The 14,679-nt window shown below is 69.2% G+C and carries 15 protein-coding genes and 1 pseudogene; 11 read left to right on the forward strand and 5 right to left on the reverse strand.

What is annotated here, in order from left to right:
* Nucleotides 1–58 precede the first annotated feature (58 nt).
* From IPN03_00950 to IPN03_00970, 5 genes and pseudogenes are all read left to right on the forward strand, one after another.
* A complete protein-coding gene (locus IPN03_00950; protein MBK9372326.1) occupies nt 59–1,177 on the forward strand; it encodes an MBL fold metallo-hydrolase in 1,119 nt (372 codons plus the stop codon).
* Between the two features lie 141 nt (nt 1,178–1,318).
* Nucleotides 1,319–1,663, forward strand: a pseudogene (locus IPN03_00955) (DUF2911 domain-containing protein).
* A gap of 55 nt (nt 1,664–1,718) precedes the next feature.
* Complete coding sequence (locus tag IPN03_00960; protein MBK9372327.1) at nt 1,719–2,357, forward strand: tetratricopeptide repeat protein; 639 nt, start codon at nt 1,719–1,721, stop codon at nt 2,355–2,357.
* Nucleotides 2,358–2,367: 10 nt separating this feature from the next.
* On the forward strand, nt 2,368–3,294 hold the full coding sequence (locus IPN03_00965) for a hypothetical protein (protein MBK9372328.1): 927 nt from the start codon (nt 2,368–2,370) through the stop codon (nt 3,292–3,294).
* A gap of 44 nt (nt 3,295–3,338) precedes the next feature.
* Nucleotides 3,339–4,700 carry a hypothetical protein gene (locus IPN03_00970; GenBank protein MBK9372329.1) on the forward strand — a complete coding sequence of 454 codons (1,362 nt, stop codon included), beginning with the start codon at nt 3,339–3,341 and terminating at the stop codon, nt 4,698–4,700.
* Nucleotide 4,701: 1 nt separating this feature from the next.
* Here the strand turns inward: IPN03_00970 and dinB are convergent, their stop codons facing one another.
* Entirely contained in the window at nt 4,702–5,919 is a 1,218-nt protein-coding gene (gene dinB / locus IPN03_00975; GenBank protein MBK9372330.1) for a DNA polymerase IV, read from the reverse strand.
* A 101-nt stretch (nt 5,920–6,020) separates the two neighbouring features.
* Here dinB and IPN03_00980 point away from each other — a divergent pair, with 101 nt between their 5' ends.
* The 6 genes from IPN03_00980 to IPN03_01005 all read left to right on the forward strand — a co-directional run bounded on the left by IPN03_00980 (nt 6,021) and on the right by IPN03_01005 (nt 10,707).
* Nucleotides 6,021–6,455, forward strand: coding sequence for a DUF1801 domain-containing protein (locus IPN03_00980; GenBank protein MBK9372331.1), 435 nt, complete (start codon nt 6,021–6,023; stop codon nt 6,453–6,455).
* Nucleotides 6,456–6,588: 133 nt separating this feature from the next.
* The gene (locus IPN03_00985; GenBank protein MBK9372332.1) at nt 6,589–6,876 is read left to right on the forward strand and encodes a hypothetical protein; all 288 of its coding nucleotides are present in this window, start codon (nt 6,589–6,591) and stop codon (nt 6,874–6,876) included.
* Nucleotides 6,877–7,029: 153 nt separating this feature from the next.
* Nucleotides 7,030–7,995, forward strand: a complete 966-nt coding sequence (locus IPN03_00990; protein MBK9372333.1) for a PD40 domain-containing protein — start codon at nt 7,030–7,032, stop codon at nt 7,993–7,995.
* Between the two features lie 2 nt (nt 7,996–7,997).
* On the forward strand, nt 7,998–9,092 hold the full coding sequence (locus IPN03_00995) for a histidine kinase (GenBank protein ID MBK9372334.1): 1,095 nt from the start codon (nt 7,998–8,000) through the stop codon (nt 9,090–9,092).
* Nucleotides 9,089–9,847 (forward strand): response regulator transcription factor, encoded by a 759-nt coding sequence (locus IPN03_01000; GenBank protein ID MBK9372335.1) that lies wholly within the window; start codon nt 9,089–9,091, stop codon nt 9,845–9,847. The genes IPN03_00995 and IPN03_01000 overlap by 4 nt, the downstream gene beginning before the upstream one ends.
* Nucleotides 9,848–9,867: 20 nt before the next feature.
* Nucleotides 9,868–10,707, forward strand: a complete 840-nt coding sequence (locus IPN03_01005) for an alpha/beta hydrolase (protein ID MBK9372336.1) — start codon at nt 9,868–9,870, stop codon at nt 10,705–10,707.
* Between the two features lie 33 nt (nt 10,708–10,740).
* Here the strand turns inward: IPN03_01005 and IPN03_01010 are convergent, their stop codons facing one another.
* From IPN03_01010 to IPN03_01025, 4 genes are all read right to left on the reverse strand, one after another.
* Nucleotides 10,741–12,687 (reverse strand): tetratricopeptide repeat protein, encoded by a 1,947-nt coding sequence (locus tag IPN03_01010; protein ID MBK9372337.1) that lies wholly within the window; start codon nt 12,685–12,687, stop codon nt 10,741–10,743.
* 89 nt (nt 12,688–12,776) lie between these two features.
* On the reverse strand, nt 12,777–13,649 hold the full coding sequence (locus tag IPN03_01015) for a hypothetical protein (protein ID MBK9372338.1): 873 nt from the start codon (nt 13,647–13,649) through the stop codon (nt 12,777–12,779).
* A 168-nt stretch (nt 13,650–13,817) separates the two neighbouring features.
* Entirely contained in the window at nt 13,818–14,249 is a 432-nt protein-coding gene (locus IPN03_01020; protein MBK9372339.1) for a phosphoribosyltransferase, read from the reverse strand.
* Nucleotides 14,250–14,291: 42 nt separating this feature from the next.
* The gene (locus tag IPN03_01025) at nt 14,292–14,663 is read right to left on the reverse strand and encodes a cupin domain-containing protein (GenBank protein ID MBK9372340.1); all 372 of its coding nucleotides are present in this window, start codon (nt 14,661–14,663) and stop codon (nt 14,292–14,294) included.
* Between the last annotated feature and the right edge of the window lie 16 nt (nt 14,664–14,679).

The following is a 14,679-nucleotide window of genomic DNA, read 5'->3' on the forward strand; positions in this document are numbered from 1 at the left end:
TCCGGCGGCGCGGCGGGAGTCGTCGCAGCTCCGGATCGTGGCCTCCCGGGAGGTTCAGATGAAGGAACCGTGGTTTCGTTGCGCGGGAGCGCTCGCGCTCGCGCTCCTGACAGGTCGCCTCGCGGCGGCCGAGGTCCCGGCCGTGGCCTCGGCGCCCGTCCGCGCGAACGAGCTGGGGCTGGAGGTCGTCCGGCTCAGCCCACGGGTCGTCGTCGCCTATGGCGGCCCCTGGGACAACGGCATCGTCGCGATCGCGACCCGGAAGGGGATCGTCGTGGTGGACGCGCCGTTCTCGAAGAGGATCGCCGGGGCCTTCCGCGAGGCGATCCAGGCGGAGCTCAAGCGCAGCGACGTCGCGTTCCTCGTCGACACGCACGAGCACGTCTGCCACGTGGGAGGGAACGAGGCCTTCGCCGACGTTCCGATCGTCGGGCACGCGTCTCTGCGGAAAGAGATGCTCGCGATGATGGCGGACCCCGGACGGCCGGCGAAGGTCTGCGAGATGGGGGACAGGCAGCTCGCGATGGTGCGCGGGTACCTGCAGAAGGCCGACCCGAAGAAGCTCGAGGGGGCCGAGTGGGCGGCGTACGAGAAGGCCTGGCGGACGATGCAGGAGGACCTGCGCGCCAGCGCCGCCCTCGTCCCGCCGACGATCACGTTCGAGAAGGAGATGACGCTCCACCTCGACGACGTCGACGTCCGCCTCGACTGGTACGGCCATTCCCACGGCGTCGGCGACACGGTCGTGACGGTTCCAGAGGAGAACCTCGTCCTGACCGCCGGGGTGTTCTACCCGACGAAGGTCCCGGCCCTCGACGCCGTCGCGGAGCAGGCCACGCCCGCGCTCATCGACAACTGGTTCGTCTTGATGCGCCGGGTGCTCGCCGAGGCGAACGAAGAGACGAAGTTCCTGGCGAGCCACAGCCGCGCCGTGATGAAGAAGGGGCAGTACCAGGACTTCGTCTCGTACCTCGAGGGCGTCTGGAGCGGCGTGCGGCGCGCGCGGACGGCCGGGAAGACGCTGGACCAGGCGAAGGCCGAGGTCCCGCTCGCGAAGTTCCCCGCGATCGCGAGACTCCCCAACGAGGAGCTCCGGGGGACGGAATGGGAGAACCTCGACATCCACGGCCACAACGTCGAGCGCCTCTGGAAGGTGCTGGATCGGGGCCCCGCCTGACGCCGGAGCGGGCCTCCCGGCCCCCTCGAGGAAACCCGTCCGCCGCTCAGACGTATCGGGAAGGAGATATCCACAGGACTCGGGTGGAGCCCGGGAGTCGAAGCGGGCTTCGCCGTTGCCCTGCAGACAGGAGGGTTCCCTATGCGTCTTTCCAGATTCGTCCTCAGCGTCCTGGTGGTGGCGGCCTCTCCGGGCCTCGCCCAGGTGCCCCCGCTTCAGCTCCCGCCCGGGAGCCCGAAGGCGACGGTGACCCAGAAGGTCGGCCTGACCGACGTCACCGTCCGCTACTCGAGGCCGGCGGTGAACGGCCGGAAGGTATGGGGCGGGCTCGTGCCGTACGGCGAGGTCTGGAGGACGGGCGCCGACGAGAACACGACGCTGTCGTTCTCCTCTCCGGTCACTGTCGGCGGGAAGACGCTGCCGGCCGGCACCTACGGGCTCCACACGATCCCGGGCGAGAGGGAGTGGACGGTGATCCTGAGCACCCAGGCCGCCGCGTGGGGGAGCTACAGCTACGACGCGAAGGAGGATGCCGTCCGGCTTGTGGCGGCCCCGAGAGGAGGGCCCCCACGAGGAGAGGCTTCTCTTCACTCTCGCGGACCCGACGGACCGCTCGGTCACCGTGACGCTCGCGTGGGAGAAGGTCCGGGTCTCGTTCCCGCTGGAAGTCGACACGAAGGCCGTCATTCTCGCGAGCCTCAGGGAGCAGCTCCGCGGTCTCCCGCGGTTCGGGTGGCAGGGCTGGAACGGCGCCGCCGCCTGGTGCGTGAAGAACGACACCGCCCTCGACCAGGCGGAGGAGTGGGTGGACCGCTCGATCAGGATGAACCGCAACTTCACGAACCAGTCGACGAAGGCCTCGCTCCTGGAGAAGAAGGGGGACGCGAAGGGCGCGGCCGAGCTGCGCGAAAAGGCGCTGGCGCTGGCGACCGAGCCGGAGCTGAACCAGTACGGGTACCAGCTCCTCGGCCAGAAGAAGACCGACGAGGCGATCCGTGCCTTCGAGAAGAACACGAAGGACCACCCCGCCTCGTGGAACGCCTGGGACTCGCTCGCCGAGGGCTGGGCCACGGCAGGAGACAAGAAGAAGGCCATCGCCAGCTACGAGAAGGCGCTCTCGATGACCGAGGACGAGGAACAGAAGAAGAGGATTCGCGGGGAGCTGGCGAAGCTGAAGTGAGCGATCGACGATGTCCAGGCGCTTTCTCCTCCCCATCGTCGTCGTCCTGGCCGTCTGTGAGGCCGCGTTCGCCCAGCCTGCCCCTCCTGGTCCGATGAGCCCCGGCGGGGCGCTGAGGGCCGAGGGGGACATCCCGGGAGCCATCGCCGCCTTCGAGAAGAGGTATAGCGAAGACCCCGGCGACCGGAAGAACCTCCTCGAGCTGGCGGGCGCCCTGTCGATCAACAGGCGCCTCGACGACTGCTTCAAGTACCTGGCCATTGCCGTCGAGCTCGACCCGACCGTCGCCCCCCTGATCGATCCGGACCTCGTCACGGCCCGGGACGACAGGCGCTGGGCGGCCTTCGAGGACGGCCTCGTCGCCCGGATCAACGCGAAGCCCGACCCGCCCATCAAGGACGTTGCTTTCGCCAAAGCGCTCTGGAAGATGGCGGCCTGGGACCAGGCGTTCTTCCACGAGGTCGGCATTGCGGCCCGGAAGACCGGCATGAAGTCGTCCGTCGTGGAGGCGCTCTGGAAGCTCAAGCTCCTGGTCCAGCAGAGGAACCAGCGCGAGCTCGAGGTGCTCGTCGCCCGGAAGGGCTGGCCGCGCGCCGGCCAGGTGGGGAAGGAGGCGGCCATGGGGGCATACCTCGTCGTGATGCACTCCGAGGATGGGGCGCAGAAGAAGTACCTGCCCGCCGTCAAGGCGGTCTGCGAAGCCGGGGAGCTGCCCTGGGTGCGCTACGCGAACATGTACGACCGGAGCCTCTTCAACGAGAACCTGCCGCAGCGCTACGGGACCCACACGCGCTACAACGAGCGGACGAAATCGGAAGAGCTCCATCCGCTCGAGGACGCGTCCAGGGTGGACGAGTGGAGGCGAGAGGTCGGACTGCCGCCGCTCGAGGAAGCCCTCGCGCCCCTGGGGATCGTCTTCGTTCCCGGGAAGAAGTAGCCTGCGGGTCGGGCGGACCTCCGACCGGAGCCCGAGCAGGACTCATGACGAAAGCCACGATTGCCGGCGGAGTACTCGCCGCCGCACTCCTCATCCTCGCGCTGGTCTTCGCAGCCCGTCACAGAGCCGGCGAGCAGGGCGTCGCTCCCACCGAACCGGCCCCGGCCGCGATCACCCCGTCGCCCGCGCCGACGGCCGCGGGGGAGGTCCATCCGGGCTTCCTCTACGGCCGCGTCACCACGCTTGGCGGCGCCATTTACGAGGGGCGGTTGCGTTGGGGTGGCAATCAGGAGGCGTTCTGGGGCGACTTCTTCAACGGCCGCAAGGACGCGAACACCTGGGTCGCCCACGTGCCGCCCGAGCGGATACCAAGGGAGCGCCGCGGCTTCTCGATCTTCGGGATCGAGATTGGCGGCCGGAAGAGCGAGGCTGACTTCGTCCGGCTCTTCATGGCGCGATTCGGCGATCTCGCACGCATCGAGGCGCGCGGCGGAGACGTGCGGGTGACCCTGAAGAGCGGGGCGGTGTTCGACCTCGACCGCCTCGAGGCGAGCGACTTCGACGACGGCGTGCGCGTCTGGGACGGCCGGCGCGGCGAGGTGAACCTCGATTCTTCGAGGATCCGCGCGATCGACCTTCTCCCCGCCGGTCCGTCCGTCGCCGTCCCGACCCGGCTGCACGGAACGGTGCGGACGCGGCACGGGAAGTTCACCGGCTTCGTCCAGTGGGACAGGGAGGAGTGCGTCGGCACGGACGAGCTGGATGCCCGAACCGCCGCCGGCGAGCAGAGGCTGCGCTTCGACAGCATCCGATCCATCGCGCAACGCCCGTCCAACGGCTCGCTCGTGACGCTCCTCGACGGCCGCAAGATCGCGCTCACCGGCTTCCGCGAAGCCGGTGACGGAAACCGCGGGACCTACGTCGACGATCCGCGCTACGGCCGGGTGCTCGTCTCCTGGGACGCCTTCGAACGAATCGACTTCAGCCCCGGCGGCAGCGGTCCCGCGTACGGCGACTTCCCGCCGGGGCGCCCGCTCACGGGAAGCGTGACGACCCGCGACGGCCGCCGCCTCGCCGGGCGGCTCGTCTACGACCTGGACGAGAGCGAGGTCACCGAGACGCTCGACGCCCCGGCGCAGGGCGTCGACTACACCATCCCATTCGGCCTGGTCGCCTCGATCGTCCCGGCCGGAGGCGATGAGGGCGGCACACCGCACGCCCGGCTGACGCTTCACGGCGGCGAGGAGCTGAAGCTCGAGCGCAAGGGCGACCTCGGCGAGAAGAATGCCGGGATGCTCGTCTTCGTCGACGGCCAGAAGCGCCCCGAGTACGTGATCTGGGCCGAGGTCGCCAGGGTCGACCTCGAGCGCCCGGAGGCGTTCTACCCGCCGCTCGCGGCGCGCTGAGCTAGTCGACGCTCGGGAGGCTCGACGCCTCGGCCGCACCGTCCTCCTCGGTCCCGTCGCCGTCCTCGCCCGACGGGCTGCGCGGAGGGAGGAGGCGGGCCCTCGAGAGCGCGGCCTTTCCGAACTTCTCCCGGATCCCGTCGGCGGCCCGCGAGAGGTTCCTCAGCTTCTCCTGGCGTCCGTCGCTGAAGAGGGCGGCCTGTCCTGTGCCGGCGGCCTCGAGGCCGCTGACGCCGAGGCCGAGGAGGCGTACGCCGCGGCCCTTCAGGAAGACCCGCTCGCGGAAGAGCTCGCAGGCCGCGGCGAGGACGACCTCGGCGAGGTCGGTCGGTTCGGAAAGAGTCCTGGAGCGGGTCACCGTCTCGAAGTCGCCGGTCCGGACCTTGAGGTGGACGGTGCGGGCGACGAGGGACTGATGGCGCAGCTCGCGGGTCACCCCGTCGGCCCGCGCGAGGAGGGCCTTCTCGATGTCGGCGGGGCGCGTCAGGTCCTCGCCGTAGGTCCGCTCCTCGGAGATGGACTTCGCCTCGCGCCCCGGATCCACGGCGCGGTCGTCGCGTCCGTGCGCGAGAGCGACGAGGTGCTCCGCGCTCGACTCCCCGAGGATGCGCGCGAGGCGCCCTTCGGGCGCGTTCGCGAGGTCCGCGATCGTCACGAGACCCTGCTCCCGAAGCCGCTCGGCCGTCTTCGGGCCCACGCCCCAGAGTCGCTCGACGGGGAGCGGCCAGAGGCGGGACGGGACCTCCTCGAGCGGGAACACGACGAGCCCGTCGGGCTTCTCCAGGTCGGATGCCACCTTCGCCAGGAACTTGTTCGGCGCCACGCCCGCCGAGCCGGTCAGCCGTTCGCGCTCCCGGATCTCCTGCTTGATCGCCGCGGCGATCCGGCGGCCGTCCGCGAGGTCGCGGGCGATGCCCGTCAGGTCGAGGAACGCCTCGTCGATGGAGAGAGGCTCGACGAGAGGGGATTGCCTCTCGAGGATCTCCCGGATCCGGTGCGAGACCTCGACGTAGAGGGCCATCCGGCCGGGCAGCCAGACGGCCGCCGGGCAGAGCCGTTCCGCGATGACCGATGGCATCGCGGAGCGGACACCGAAGCGCCGCGCCTCGTACGAGCAGGTCGAGACGACGCCGCGCCGGCCCCGGTGCCCGATGATGACGGGCCGGCCGGCCAGCGACGGGTCCTCCCGCACCTCGACCGCCGCGTAGAAGGCGTCCATGTCGAGGTGGAGGACGACGCGGGGCGACGGCGGGCGGGGCACGTGAGGAGGTTACCTCCGGGCGGCGCGGTGGCAGAATCCGCGGACCCGAGGAGACAACCATGGCAGAGCTGAAGACGAAGCCGACCGGAGTGAGCGTGAAGGCCTACCTCGACGCCATCGAGGACGAGAGCCGACGGAAGGACTGCAAGACGATCGCCGCGCTCATGAAACGCGTCACCGGCTGCGCGCCGAAGATGTGGGGCCCGAGCATCGTGGGCTTCGGCAGCTACCACTACGAGTACGCCAGCGGTCACTCGGGGGACATGTGCCTCGCCGGCTTCTCCTCGCGAGGGAGGGAGATCGTCGTCTACCTCCTGGTGGGCGACGAGATCTCGGAAAAGCTGTTCTCCTCGCTCGGGAAGCACCGGCGAGGGAAGTCCTGTCTCTACTTCAAGAGCCTCGCCGACGTGCAGCTGCCGGTCCTCGAGGAGCTCGTGGCGCGGTCCTACGCCGAGACGCGGCGCCGGTACCCGGAGGTGGGCCGCGGCGCCTGATGCTGCAGGGCGGCAAGGCCGGCAAGTGCGGGGAGTAGACTGGCTGCGGTGCGCTGCGCATGCCGCAGGCGCCAGCGGATGGACGGCCGCACGGTTCACCGCTGTCCCGTTCGGGTAACCAGGAGGTCCAGCCATGACCGAGTCAGATGCCATCGACGATCCCATAGAGGTGCGCGTGCAGGTGGTGCGAAGCGCGCCGAACCGAGTCCGCGTCTGGGCTCTCGACGGGTCCGGCTCTTTCATCGCCGATCGCAGCGACAAGCAGTTCGCGCAGCTCACGGCGGGCGACACCAACCTCCTCAAGGTCCCGAGCCGGCGCGTGAAAGTCGTCGCGTGGCCCGAGCACCCGACTCACATGTCGCGTCCGGATTTCGAGTATTACCGGGACTCCGAACCGCTTCCGGAGACCACCACCACGTAGGACCGGACTCGTCCCTGCGTCTCCCGTCTTCACCCCGCCTTTTCCGCTTTCGAACACATCCCGGTGGCTTGAAAGCGAGATCGGCCGCACCTTCGAGACCGGGACGAGCGCCGGAGCTTCCGGTCGCTCCCCGCGGCGCCCCGGAGGTGTTTCGTGAATCGACTCTCGACCGGGACCGGCCGGCTCTGCCGGCTCGCTCTCGTGGTCCCGCTCTGGGCCTCCCGGCTCCTGGGCATGGACGGCCCGCGCGAGGCCGCCGGAAACCTGCCCGCGGGGCCCGCGTACCTTGAGGAGGCCCCGTCGTCGGCCCCCATTACCGGCTACATCGACCAGGCGCCTCCCGGGCCCACGCCACGGCTTTTCGAGCTTCAGACGCGCGAACGCTTCTTCGCCAGCGACCGCATCGCCATATCGAAGGACGGCGAGGAGCTCTATTTCACCGAGGTCACCAGCACCTGGAGCGACACCAACATCCGGTACTACGAGTACGCCGACGACAGATGGAACGGGCCACTCGACCTCTTCGCGGGTTTTCTCGGGCCAGCGCTCTCCGTTGATGGCAGGACGATGTACTTCGAGAGATACGGCGACCACAAGACGTGCTGGCAATCGAAGCGGACCGGCACGGGTTGGAGTGCACCCACGACGTGCACCGACCTGCCGGATCCGAAGGACAAGCACTACCGGCAGGACACGGACAGCGGCCGCATCTACGCATCGTCGGAAGACGCTCTGAAAGGGCTCGGACGCATGGACATATCCACGTATGAGAGGTCCGGCGTCAATGGCGCGTATCGCAGTCTCGGGAGCCCACTGAACTCTCCCGGGAACGAGGGCGATTTCTACGTGGCGAGAGATGAGGCCTTCATCGTGTTCGCCTCCCCGCACAGAGGAGGCTTCGGAGGCGCCGATCTCTTCGTCAGCTTCAGGGAGGGTGATGCCTCGTGGTCGGAACCGGCGAATCTCGGCGCGACCATCAACACGCCGGGTTTCGAGTTCGGGCCATATGTCACAGATGACAGGAAGTTCCTCTTCTATTCGAGCTCCTCGGATTTCACTCGCGTCGACATCCATTGGGTTCGGTTCGACAGCCTGCTGGAGACGTTGAGGAAGAGATAGGAGTGGCCGCCTCGCCTGGCCCGGCAGACTTCCTGCTCTCGTGGGACCGGCTCGGCTTCCGCATCCTCGTCTTCGGAGGACTGGGCTCCCTCTGGATCGTTCAGGGAAGGCTGGCGGGCCAGCCCTGGTCGGACCTCATACGGGGTGAGCTGGGCGGGCTGATGCCATGGGCGTTCCTCGCGCCCATAGTTCTCTGGATCGGCAAACGGGTCCGGATCGACCACGTCGGTGTGGGTCGCTTCGTAGCGGCCCATCTCGCCGGCATGGTCCTGGTCTTCGTTCCCTACTGGCTCATGCTGCGTGGGATCTCTCTGATCTGGAGCGGCTTCGTCCTGGGCTGGGATGCGGCCCGGCTCGCGAATCTCATTCCGACCCGCCAGAACCTGCTCGGGGGCTTCCTCAACGTGCCCTTCGTCTATTTCCTGATCCTCCTCGGCGCGGAGGCCATGCAGCATGCCCGGGCCCGGCGGGAGGAGGAGCTCCAGGCCACGCGCCTCGCCGGGCAGCTCTCCGAGGCGCGGCTGGCCCTTCTCCAGCGGCAGCTCCACCCGCACTTCCTCTTCAACTCCCTCCAGGCGATCTCGACCCTTCTCCACCGCGATCCGGAGAATGCGGACCGGCTTCTCATGCGCCTTTCCAGGCTGCTGCGGGCCATGCTCGAGGATGCCTCCGGGCAGACCCTGGACCTTCGGACCGAGCTCGACCTCACGAAGAGGTACCTGGAGATCGAGCAGGTGCGCTTCGGGGACCGGCTCTTCGTCGAGTGGAGCGTCGACGAGTCGATCCTCGATCGCCAGGTCCCCAGCCTGGTCGTTCTCCCGCTGGTGGAGAACGCGATCCGCCACGGGCTCTCGACGAAGGTGGGGCCGGGTCACCTGAGGATCTCCGCCCGCCCAGAAGGCGAGACGCTGGCCCTGGACGTTCAGGACGACGGGCTGGGCGCGACGCTGCCCCTCCGGCAGGGTGTGGGGATCGCGAACACCCGCGCGCGCCTCGAGGCGATGTACGGCGCGCGGGCGAGCCTGGAAGTCGAGACCGTGCCGGACGGCGGCTTCCGCGCCCGGATCCGGATCCCGATTCCGGGAGACCGGGCATGATCCGGGCCCTCGTCGTCGACGACGAACCGCTGGTGCGGGAGCGGCTCTGCGCTCTCCTGGCCGCGCACGCGGACGTGCAGGTGGTGGGCGAGAGGGGAGACGGACCTTCGGCGCTGGAGGCGTTCCGGGAGCTGGCCCCTCAGGTGGTCTTCCTGGACATCCAGATGCCGGGCCTGAGCGGCCTCGAGGTTGCGGAGACGTGGCGAAGCGAGAATGCCCTGCCGGTCATCGTCTTCGTCACGGCCTTCGACCAGTTCGCGGTGGAGGCCTTCCGGCTTCACGCGCTCGACTACCTCACGAAGCCCATCGACCCGGAGCGCTTCGCGGAATCGCTGGACCGGGTGCGGGAGTCCCTGAAGCCGCAGAACCGGGGCGACCTCGACCGGCGCATCCAGGCGATGCTCGAGCTGCACGAGCGCCGGCAGGCCGTGCGGCCGCACCTCGTCGTGAGGGAGCAGGAGCGCTACATCCTCGTCCCCACGGCCTCGGTCCACGCCCTCGAGGCGACGGGCAACTACGTCTGCCTGCACTGCGATCGCGCGAGCCACCTCCTGCGCGGCACGCTCTCCGCGATCGAGGGCCGGCTCGACCCGCGCCGCTTCCTGCGCACCCACCGCTCCTGGATCGTCAACCTGGACCACGTCCGGGAGGCCCAGACAGTGGGAAGGGGGTCCTGGATCCTCCTGACCCGGAGCGGAATGAACGTCCCGGTGGGCCAGCAGTATCGCGAGGCGCTGCTGAAGATCCTGGGGTAGCCCCGCAAGAAGGAAAAGTCATGATCGTGTCGCGATTCCGCCTCTTCGTCTTCCTCGCGCTCGGTGCATCTCGAGCCGCGCTCTGCGCCGATCCCTCGACCCTGCCTCTCCCGGTCGAGTCCGGGAAGCTGGAGTCGGCTCACCTCGGAGAGACCCGCGAGTTCTGGGTCTCGCTGCCCGACGGCTACAGGGAGGCCGGGAAGCGGTTCCCCGTCATCTACATGCTGGACGGCGAGATCAACTTCAATTCGGGGTGCATCGGAGGCGTCCGCCTCGCGGCCCAGATGGAGCAGATTCCGGACTTCATCATCGTGGGGATCAGGAACACCGATCGCGGAAAGGACCTCTACCCGGAGCCGGTCACGTACGCGGACGGCAGCAAGGAGGGGGGCCGGGCCAACCAGTACCTCGACTTCGTCCGCGAGGAGCTGATCCCGAGGGTCGAGAAGACGTACCGCACCGACGGATACCGGGTCTTGTACGGCACGTCCAACACGGGGTTCACGGCCGTCTACGCCCTCTTTCGCAACCCCTCTACGTTCGACGCCTACGTCGCAGCGAGCGCGACGCTGTCGATTCCGTACTTCCGCGAGAAGCGGGAGAGCCTCGTCCGCGAGTTCAAGGGCGGGAAACGGCAGCTCTCCCTCGTCATGGGAGAGAACGACTTCCCCACGGTGATCAGCCAGAACGGCGCGCTGAAAGAGGTCATCGCGACGACGGCGCCCGCCGGGCTGACGTGCCGTCTCGCCGTCGTACGAGGTGCCGGGCACGTTCCGGTGAGCAGCCTCGTCGAAGGGCTGCGCGACCTGTTCGACGGCTGGAAGCCCGCGCCGGACCTCACGAAGAACCCGCCGGCATGATCGCGGGTTGGTCGAGCGGGCAGCGGATCGGTCCTACGTTCCCGTCTCGTGGAACGGCTGGCCTGCGCGGTAGAGGGCGAGGCGGCTCTCGATCTGGCCCGCCAACGGCATGAGGCCGGCGCCGCGCGCGAGGTCGAGCGCTGCGCCGGCCGTGGAGACCGCATCCCCGAACCGCCCCGCCTCGGCGTAGGCGGACGCCAGGACGTCCAGGACCTGCGGGTCACGGTGCCCGGTGAGCTGGGCCGCCCTCTCCGCCAGCGCGACGGCCCGAACGCCGTTGCGGATGCCGGCGTCGCCGCTCACCGCGAGCGTCCGGGCGAGACCGAGGAGCGCGGTCCGCGAAGAGGCGTCCCGCTCGAGTGCGGCCTCGAAGTGGGGAAGCGCCTCCCTCGGCCGGCCGAGAGCCACCAGCGCGAACGCGATGTTGTTGCGCGCTTCGAGGAGGCCGGGCCTGAGCCTCAGGGCCCTGTCGAAATGGCCGACCGCTTCGTCGAGCCGGCCCTTCACGAAGAGGGCGTTGCCGAGGTTGACGTGGGCGTCGGGGTAGTCGGGCCAGACCTGGAGGGCGCGCCTGTAGTACCCGATCGCCTCGTCGACGCGGCCGCGCCGGGCGAGGACGAAGCCGCCGTTGTTGAGCGCCGCCTCGTACTCCGGGTTCAGCCGCAGGGACTCGAAGAAGAGCTTCTCCGCCTCGGCGTCGTCGCCGCGCTCCAGGCAGATGACCCCGAGGTTGTTGAGCGCCAGCCAGGAGCCCGGGTTGCGCTCGAGAGTCCCGCGGTAAAGGGTCTCGCTGCTGGCGTAGAGCCGGCTCTGGCGCGAGGTGAGGCCGGCGAGCGCCGCCAGCACGAGGAGGGACGCGGCCATGCCCGCCGTGTGGCGCCAGCCCGCCTGCCGCCCCCACCACGTTGCGGCGAGCGCGCTGGCGAGGACGATGACACCGAGGCTTGCGAGGTACTGGAAGTGATCGGCGACGTACGAATAGCGGAACGGGTAGACGTCGACGAAGCCGAGCGCCGGGAGGAGAGCGATGACGAAGAACAGCAGCGCGGCGAGGGGTCCTCGCGAGCGCTTTCGCAACGCCCAGGCCCCGATCGCCAGGAGGACTGCGGCAGAAGGGAACAGGATCGCCCGCCACTCGACCCGGCTGAAGTCCCAGCGCGGATAGAAGAAGACGAGGTCGGCGGGCCAGAGCAGCTTGCCGAGGTAGAACCAGAAGGCACGGCCCGCGAGGAGGACGCGGTCCATCGGGCCGAGCCCGAACTGGACCGCGAGCGCACCGATGATGTAGCGCTTCTCGACCCACGCCGTCAGGAGGCCGGCGCCGAGCCCGAGCGCGAAGAACGGCGCCAGCGACGCCACGTCGCGCCGCCACCCGAGGCGTCCATGCCGCCACCAGAGGACGACGAGGAGCGCGGCGGGGAGGACCGCGACGACCGTCTTGGCCATGAGCCCGAGCACGAAGAGCGCCAGGGCCGCGGCCCAGGCCCGTTTCCGGCGGCTGGCGTCGAACCGGAGATAGGACAGCACCGCGGCGGCGAAGAGCGTCCCCGACAGGGTGTTCTTCAGCTCGGTGATCCAGGCGACCGATTCGACGTGGACGGGGTGGAGGGCGAAGACGGCGGCGGCCAGGAACGCGCCCCTGATCCGCAGGGTCCGGAGGATCGCGAGGAGAAGCAGGGCGGTGGCGAGGTGAAGCGCGATGCTGACGAGGTGATACCCGAACGTGTCGTCGCCCCAGAGCCGGTGCTGGAGCCAGAAGGCGGTGTGGGTGAGCGGGTAGTACTGCTGCGTCGCCCCGAGCTCGAGCCAGATACGCCCGAGGCCGTCGATCGACTGCAGCTCGGGACGGGTCAGGTGCGCGGCGTCGTCCCAAAGATTTCCGCCGTGCCACGCCGGCCGGTACGCGAGGAACGTCACGAGCGTCAGCGCCAGCACGAGGAGCCAGAGAGGCACCGCGGGCGCGACAGTGCGCTCGTCCACGGGCACGCCCTTCCGGGCTCTCCTGGCTGTCCGGGGGCGAGGACTCATCGCCGCGCCCGATCGTATCCGAGGGTCGGACGCGGCGGTGCTCAGTAGGCCGTTGGGCTCGGTCCGGGCGACAGGGTCCGGCCGCCGCTGGCCGGAGTCGCGGAGGCGAGCTTCCGGAGGAGGCCGGCCTCCTCGCAGAAGAGGCCGATGCGGTGCTGCTCCAGCTTTCGATACATGTCCAGCCAGACCACCTGCATGGTTCTCGCGGTGAGCACCCGGAGCTGTTCGGCCTCCACCTCGGGATAGCGCTTCCGGAGCTCTCCGGCGATGCTCTGCTGGAGCGCCGTGTCGATCGCGAAGACCTCCGGGTCCGTCAGTTGCAGGAGAGTCCTGATCGCCGGGTCCATGTGCATGAAGACGGACTCGCAGGCGCGCTCGGCAGCAGCGAAGACGTCCCGGACCTCCGCCGCGCCGAGCCGCGACCAGGTGCCGCCCATTGCCGCACCCGCCGTTGCTCCCGCCATCAGGCTCATGGCGTTCAGAACGCGGTGGTAGATGAAGGCGCCCGACTGCCCGGTCAGCACGGACGGTCCGATGATGCCCTGCAGCGGCCCCAGGCTCGGCGTGCGAATCGCCCACTGCATCACGCTCGACACGACGCCGGTCGGCGGCGGCATCCGGGCGATCAGCTCGCGGGTGCGCGCAAGGGAATGGGCGGTGGCGCCCAGGCTGCGGACCGCCGAGAGGGCGAACCCGACGCCGAGGCTCAGGATCCCGGTGATCGCGGTGATCTTCACGTCCTGGACGGCCCGGTCCATCTGCCGCGCGAACGTCAGGTGGCGGTCGGTCTCGACGATGTTCGTGTAGTGCAGCATGAAGGTCTGCGCGAGCTCGCAGCGCGGCCTCACGGTGTCGAGCAGGGCCTTCGTGGCCAGGTAGTCGGAATAGAGCTTCACCGTCAGGTCTTCTCCCACGACGACCTCCTATCCCAATCAGGTCCAATCCGGTCCTGAATAAAGATGGGCGCTACCCATACAGACGTCAACGGTTGATTGCACGGATCTGGTCGCGCCGAAGACTCGAGAATCCGGGAACCCGGGACCTATGGTGGCGAGCCTCTCCGGATCGTTCCCGTCCCCGGCTCAGGAGTCCCCGCCAGGGTGCGGCCCGGAGCCCCCGGGCGCCCACGGGAAGACGAAGCAGGGCTCGTCGAAGAGTGAATAGTCCGCCTTCCCGTTGACAGCCAGGGTCCGGACGACGGCGGCGTCTCTGAGGACCTCGCGGGCGAGGGCGAGTGTTGCGCCCGTTCGGGAACGGTCGTCGACGACGAGGACGCGCCGTCCGCGGTGGTCGAAATCGGGCGGCGCGAGGAGAACGGGGGCGTCGTGCCGGGGGCGGTGGCTTTCATCGCGGAAGTTGACGCGCAGCCCGGCGACGGGAAGGCCGAGCTTCTCGGCGAGGAGGCGCGCCGGCTCACGGCCTCCGTTCAGGACGGCGACGACGAGGTCGAAGTCCTCGTCGAACCGGATCTCGTCGATCCGCCGGAGGACGTCGGCAAGGTCTTTCTTCCGCACGCGAGGGCCAGTGTCTCACCAGGGGAGGGCCGGGTACATCTCTCACACCGGGCGAAGCTGATCGGCCACCGAACGGGTCCTGTCGGTGACCGTCGTGCCCGTGTGGAGCGTCGACTTCCGCTCGATGAGAAGGAGGTGGCACTCGTTCTCGGCCACGGGGTTGTGCCGTACGCCCTTGGGCACGACGTAGAGCTCGCCCTCGCCGAGCTCGACCGAGGTGCCTTCCATCTCGATGCGCAGGTGCCCCGCGAGGACCAGGAAGAGCTCGTCCTCGTCGTCGTGGCTGTGCCACGCGAGCGAGCCGTGAACCTTGGCGACCTTGACGTAGGCGTCGTCGACCTCGGCCACGACGCGGGGTGACCAGAGTTCGACGAGCGAGGCGGCAACGTGCCTGGGCGAAGTGGCTTTCGGCATGGTGACTCCTGATGAC

This window comes from Holophagales bacterium, assembly GCA_016719485.1.
Lineage (GTDB): Bacteria > Acidobacteriota > Thermoanaerobaculia > UBA5066 > UBA5066 > UBA5066.

Coding starts and splice junctions, on each gene's coding strand:
- IPN03_00950 (MBK9372326.1), top strand. CDS start 59: ATGAAGGAACCGTGGTTTCGTTGCGCGGGAGCGCTCGCGCTCGCGCTC.
- IPN03_00965 (MBK9372328.1), top strand. CDS start 2,368: ATGTCCAGGCGCTTTCTCCTCCCCATCGTCGTCGTCCTGGCCGTCTGT.
- IPN03_00970 (MBK9372329.1), top strand. CDS start 3,339: ATGACGAAAGCCACGATTGCCGGCGGAGTACTCGCCGCCGCACTCCTC.
- dinB (MBK9372330.1), bottom strand. CDS start 5,919: ATGGACGCCTTCTACGCGGCGGTCGAGGTGCGGGAGGACCCGTCGCTG.
- IPN03_00980 (MBK9372331.1), top strand. CDS start 6,021: ATGGCAGAGCTGAAGACGAAGCCGACCGGAGTGAGCGTGAAGGCCTAC.
- IPN03_00985 (MBK9372332.1), top strand. CDS start 6,589: ATGACCGAGTCAGATGCCATCGACGATCCCATAGAGGTGCGCGTGCAG.
- IPN03_01000 (MBK9372335.1), top strand. CDS start 9,089: ATGATCCGGGCCCTCGTCGTCGACGACGAACCGCTGGTGCGGGAGCGG.
- IPN03_01005 (MBK9372336.1), top strand. CDS start 9,868: ATGATCGTGTCGCGATTCCGCCTCTTCGTCTTCCTCGCGCTCGGTGCA.
- IPN03_01025 (MBK9372340.1), bottom strand. CDS start 14,663: ATGCCGAAAGCCACTTCGCCCAGGCACGTTGCCGCCTCGCTCGTCGAA.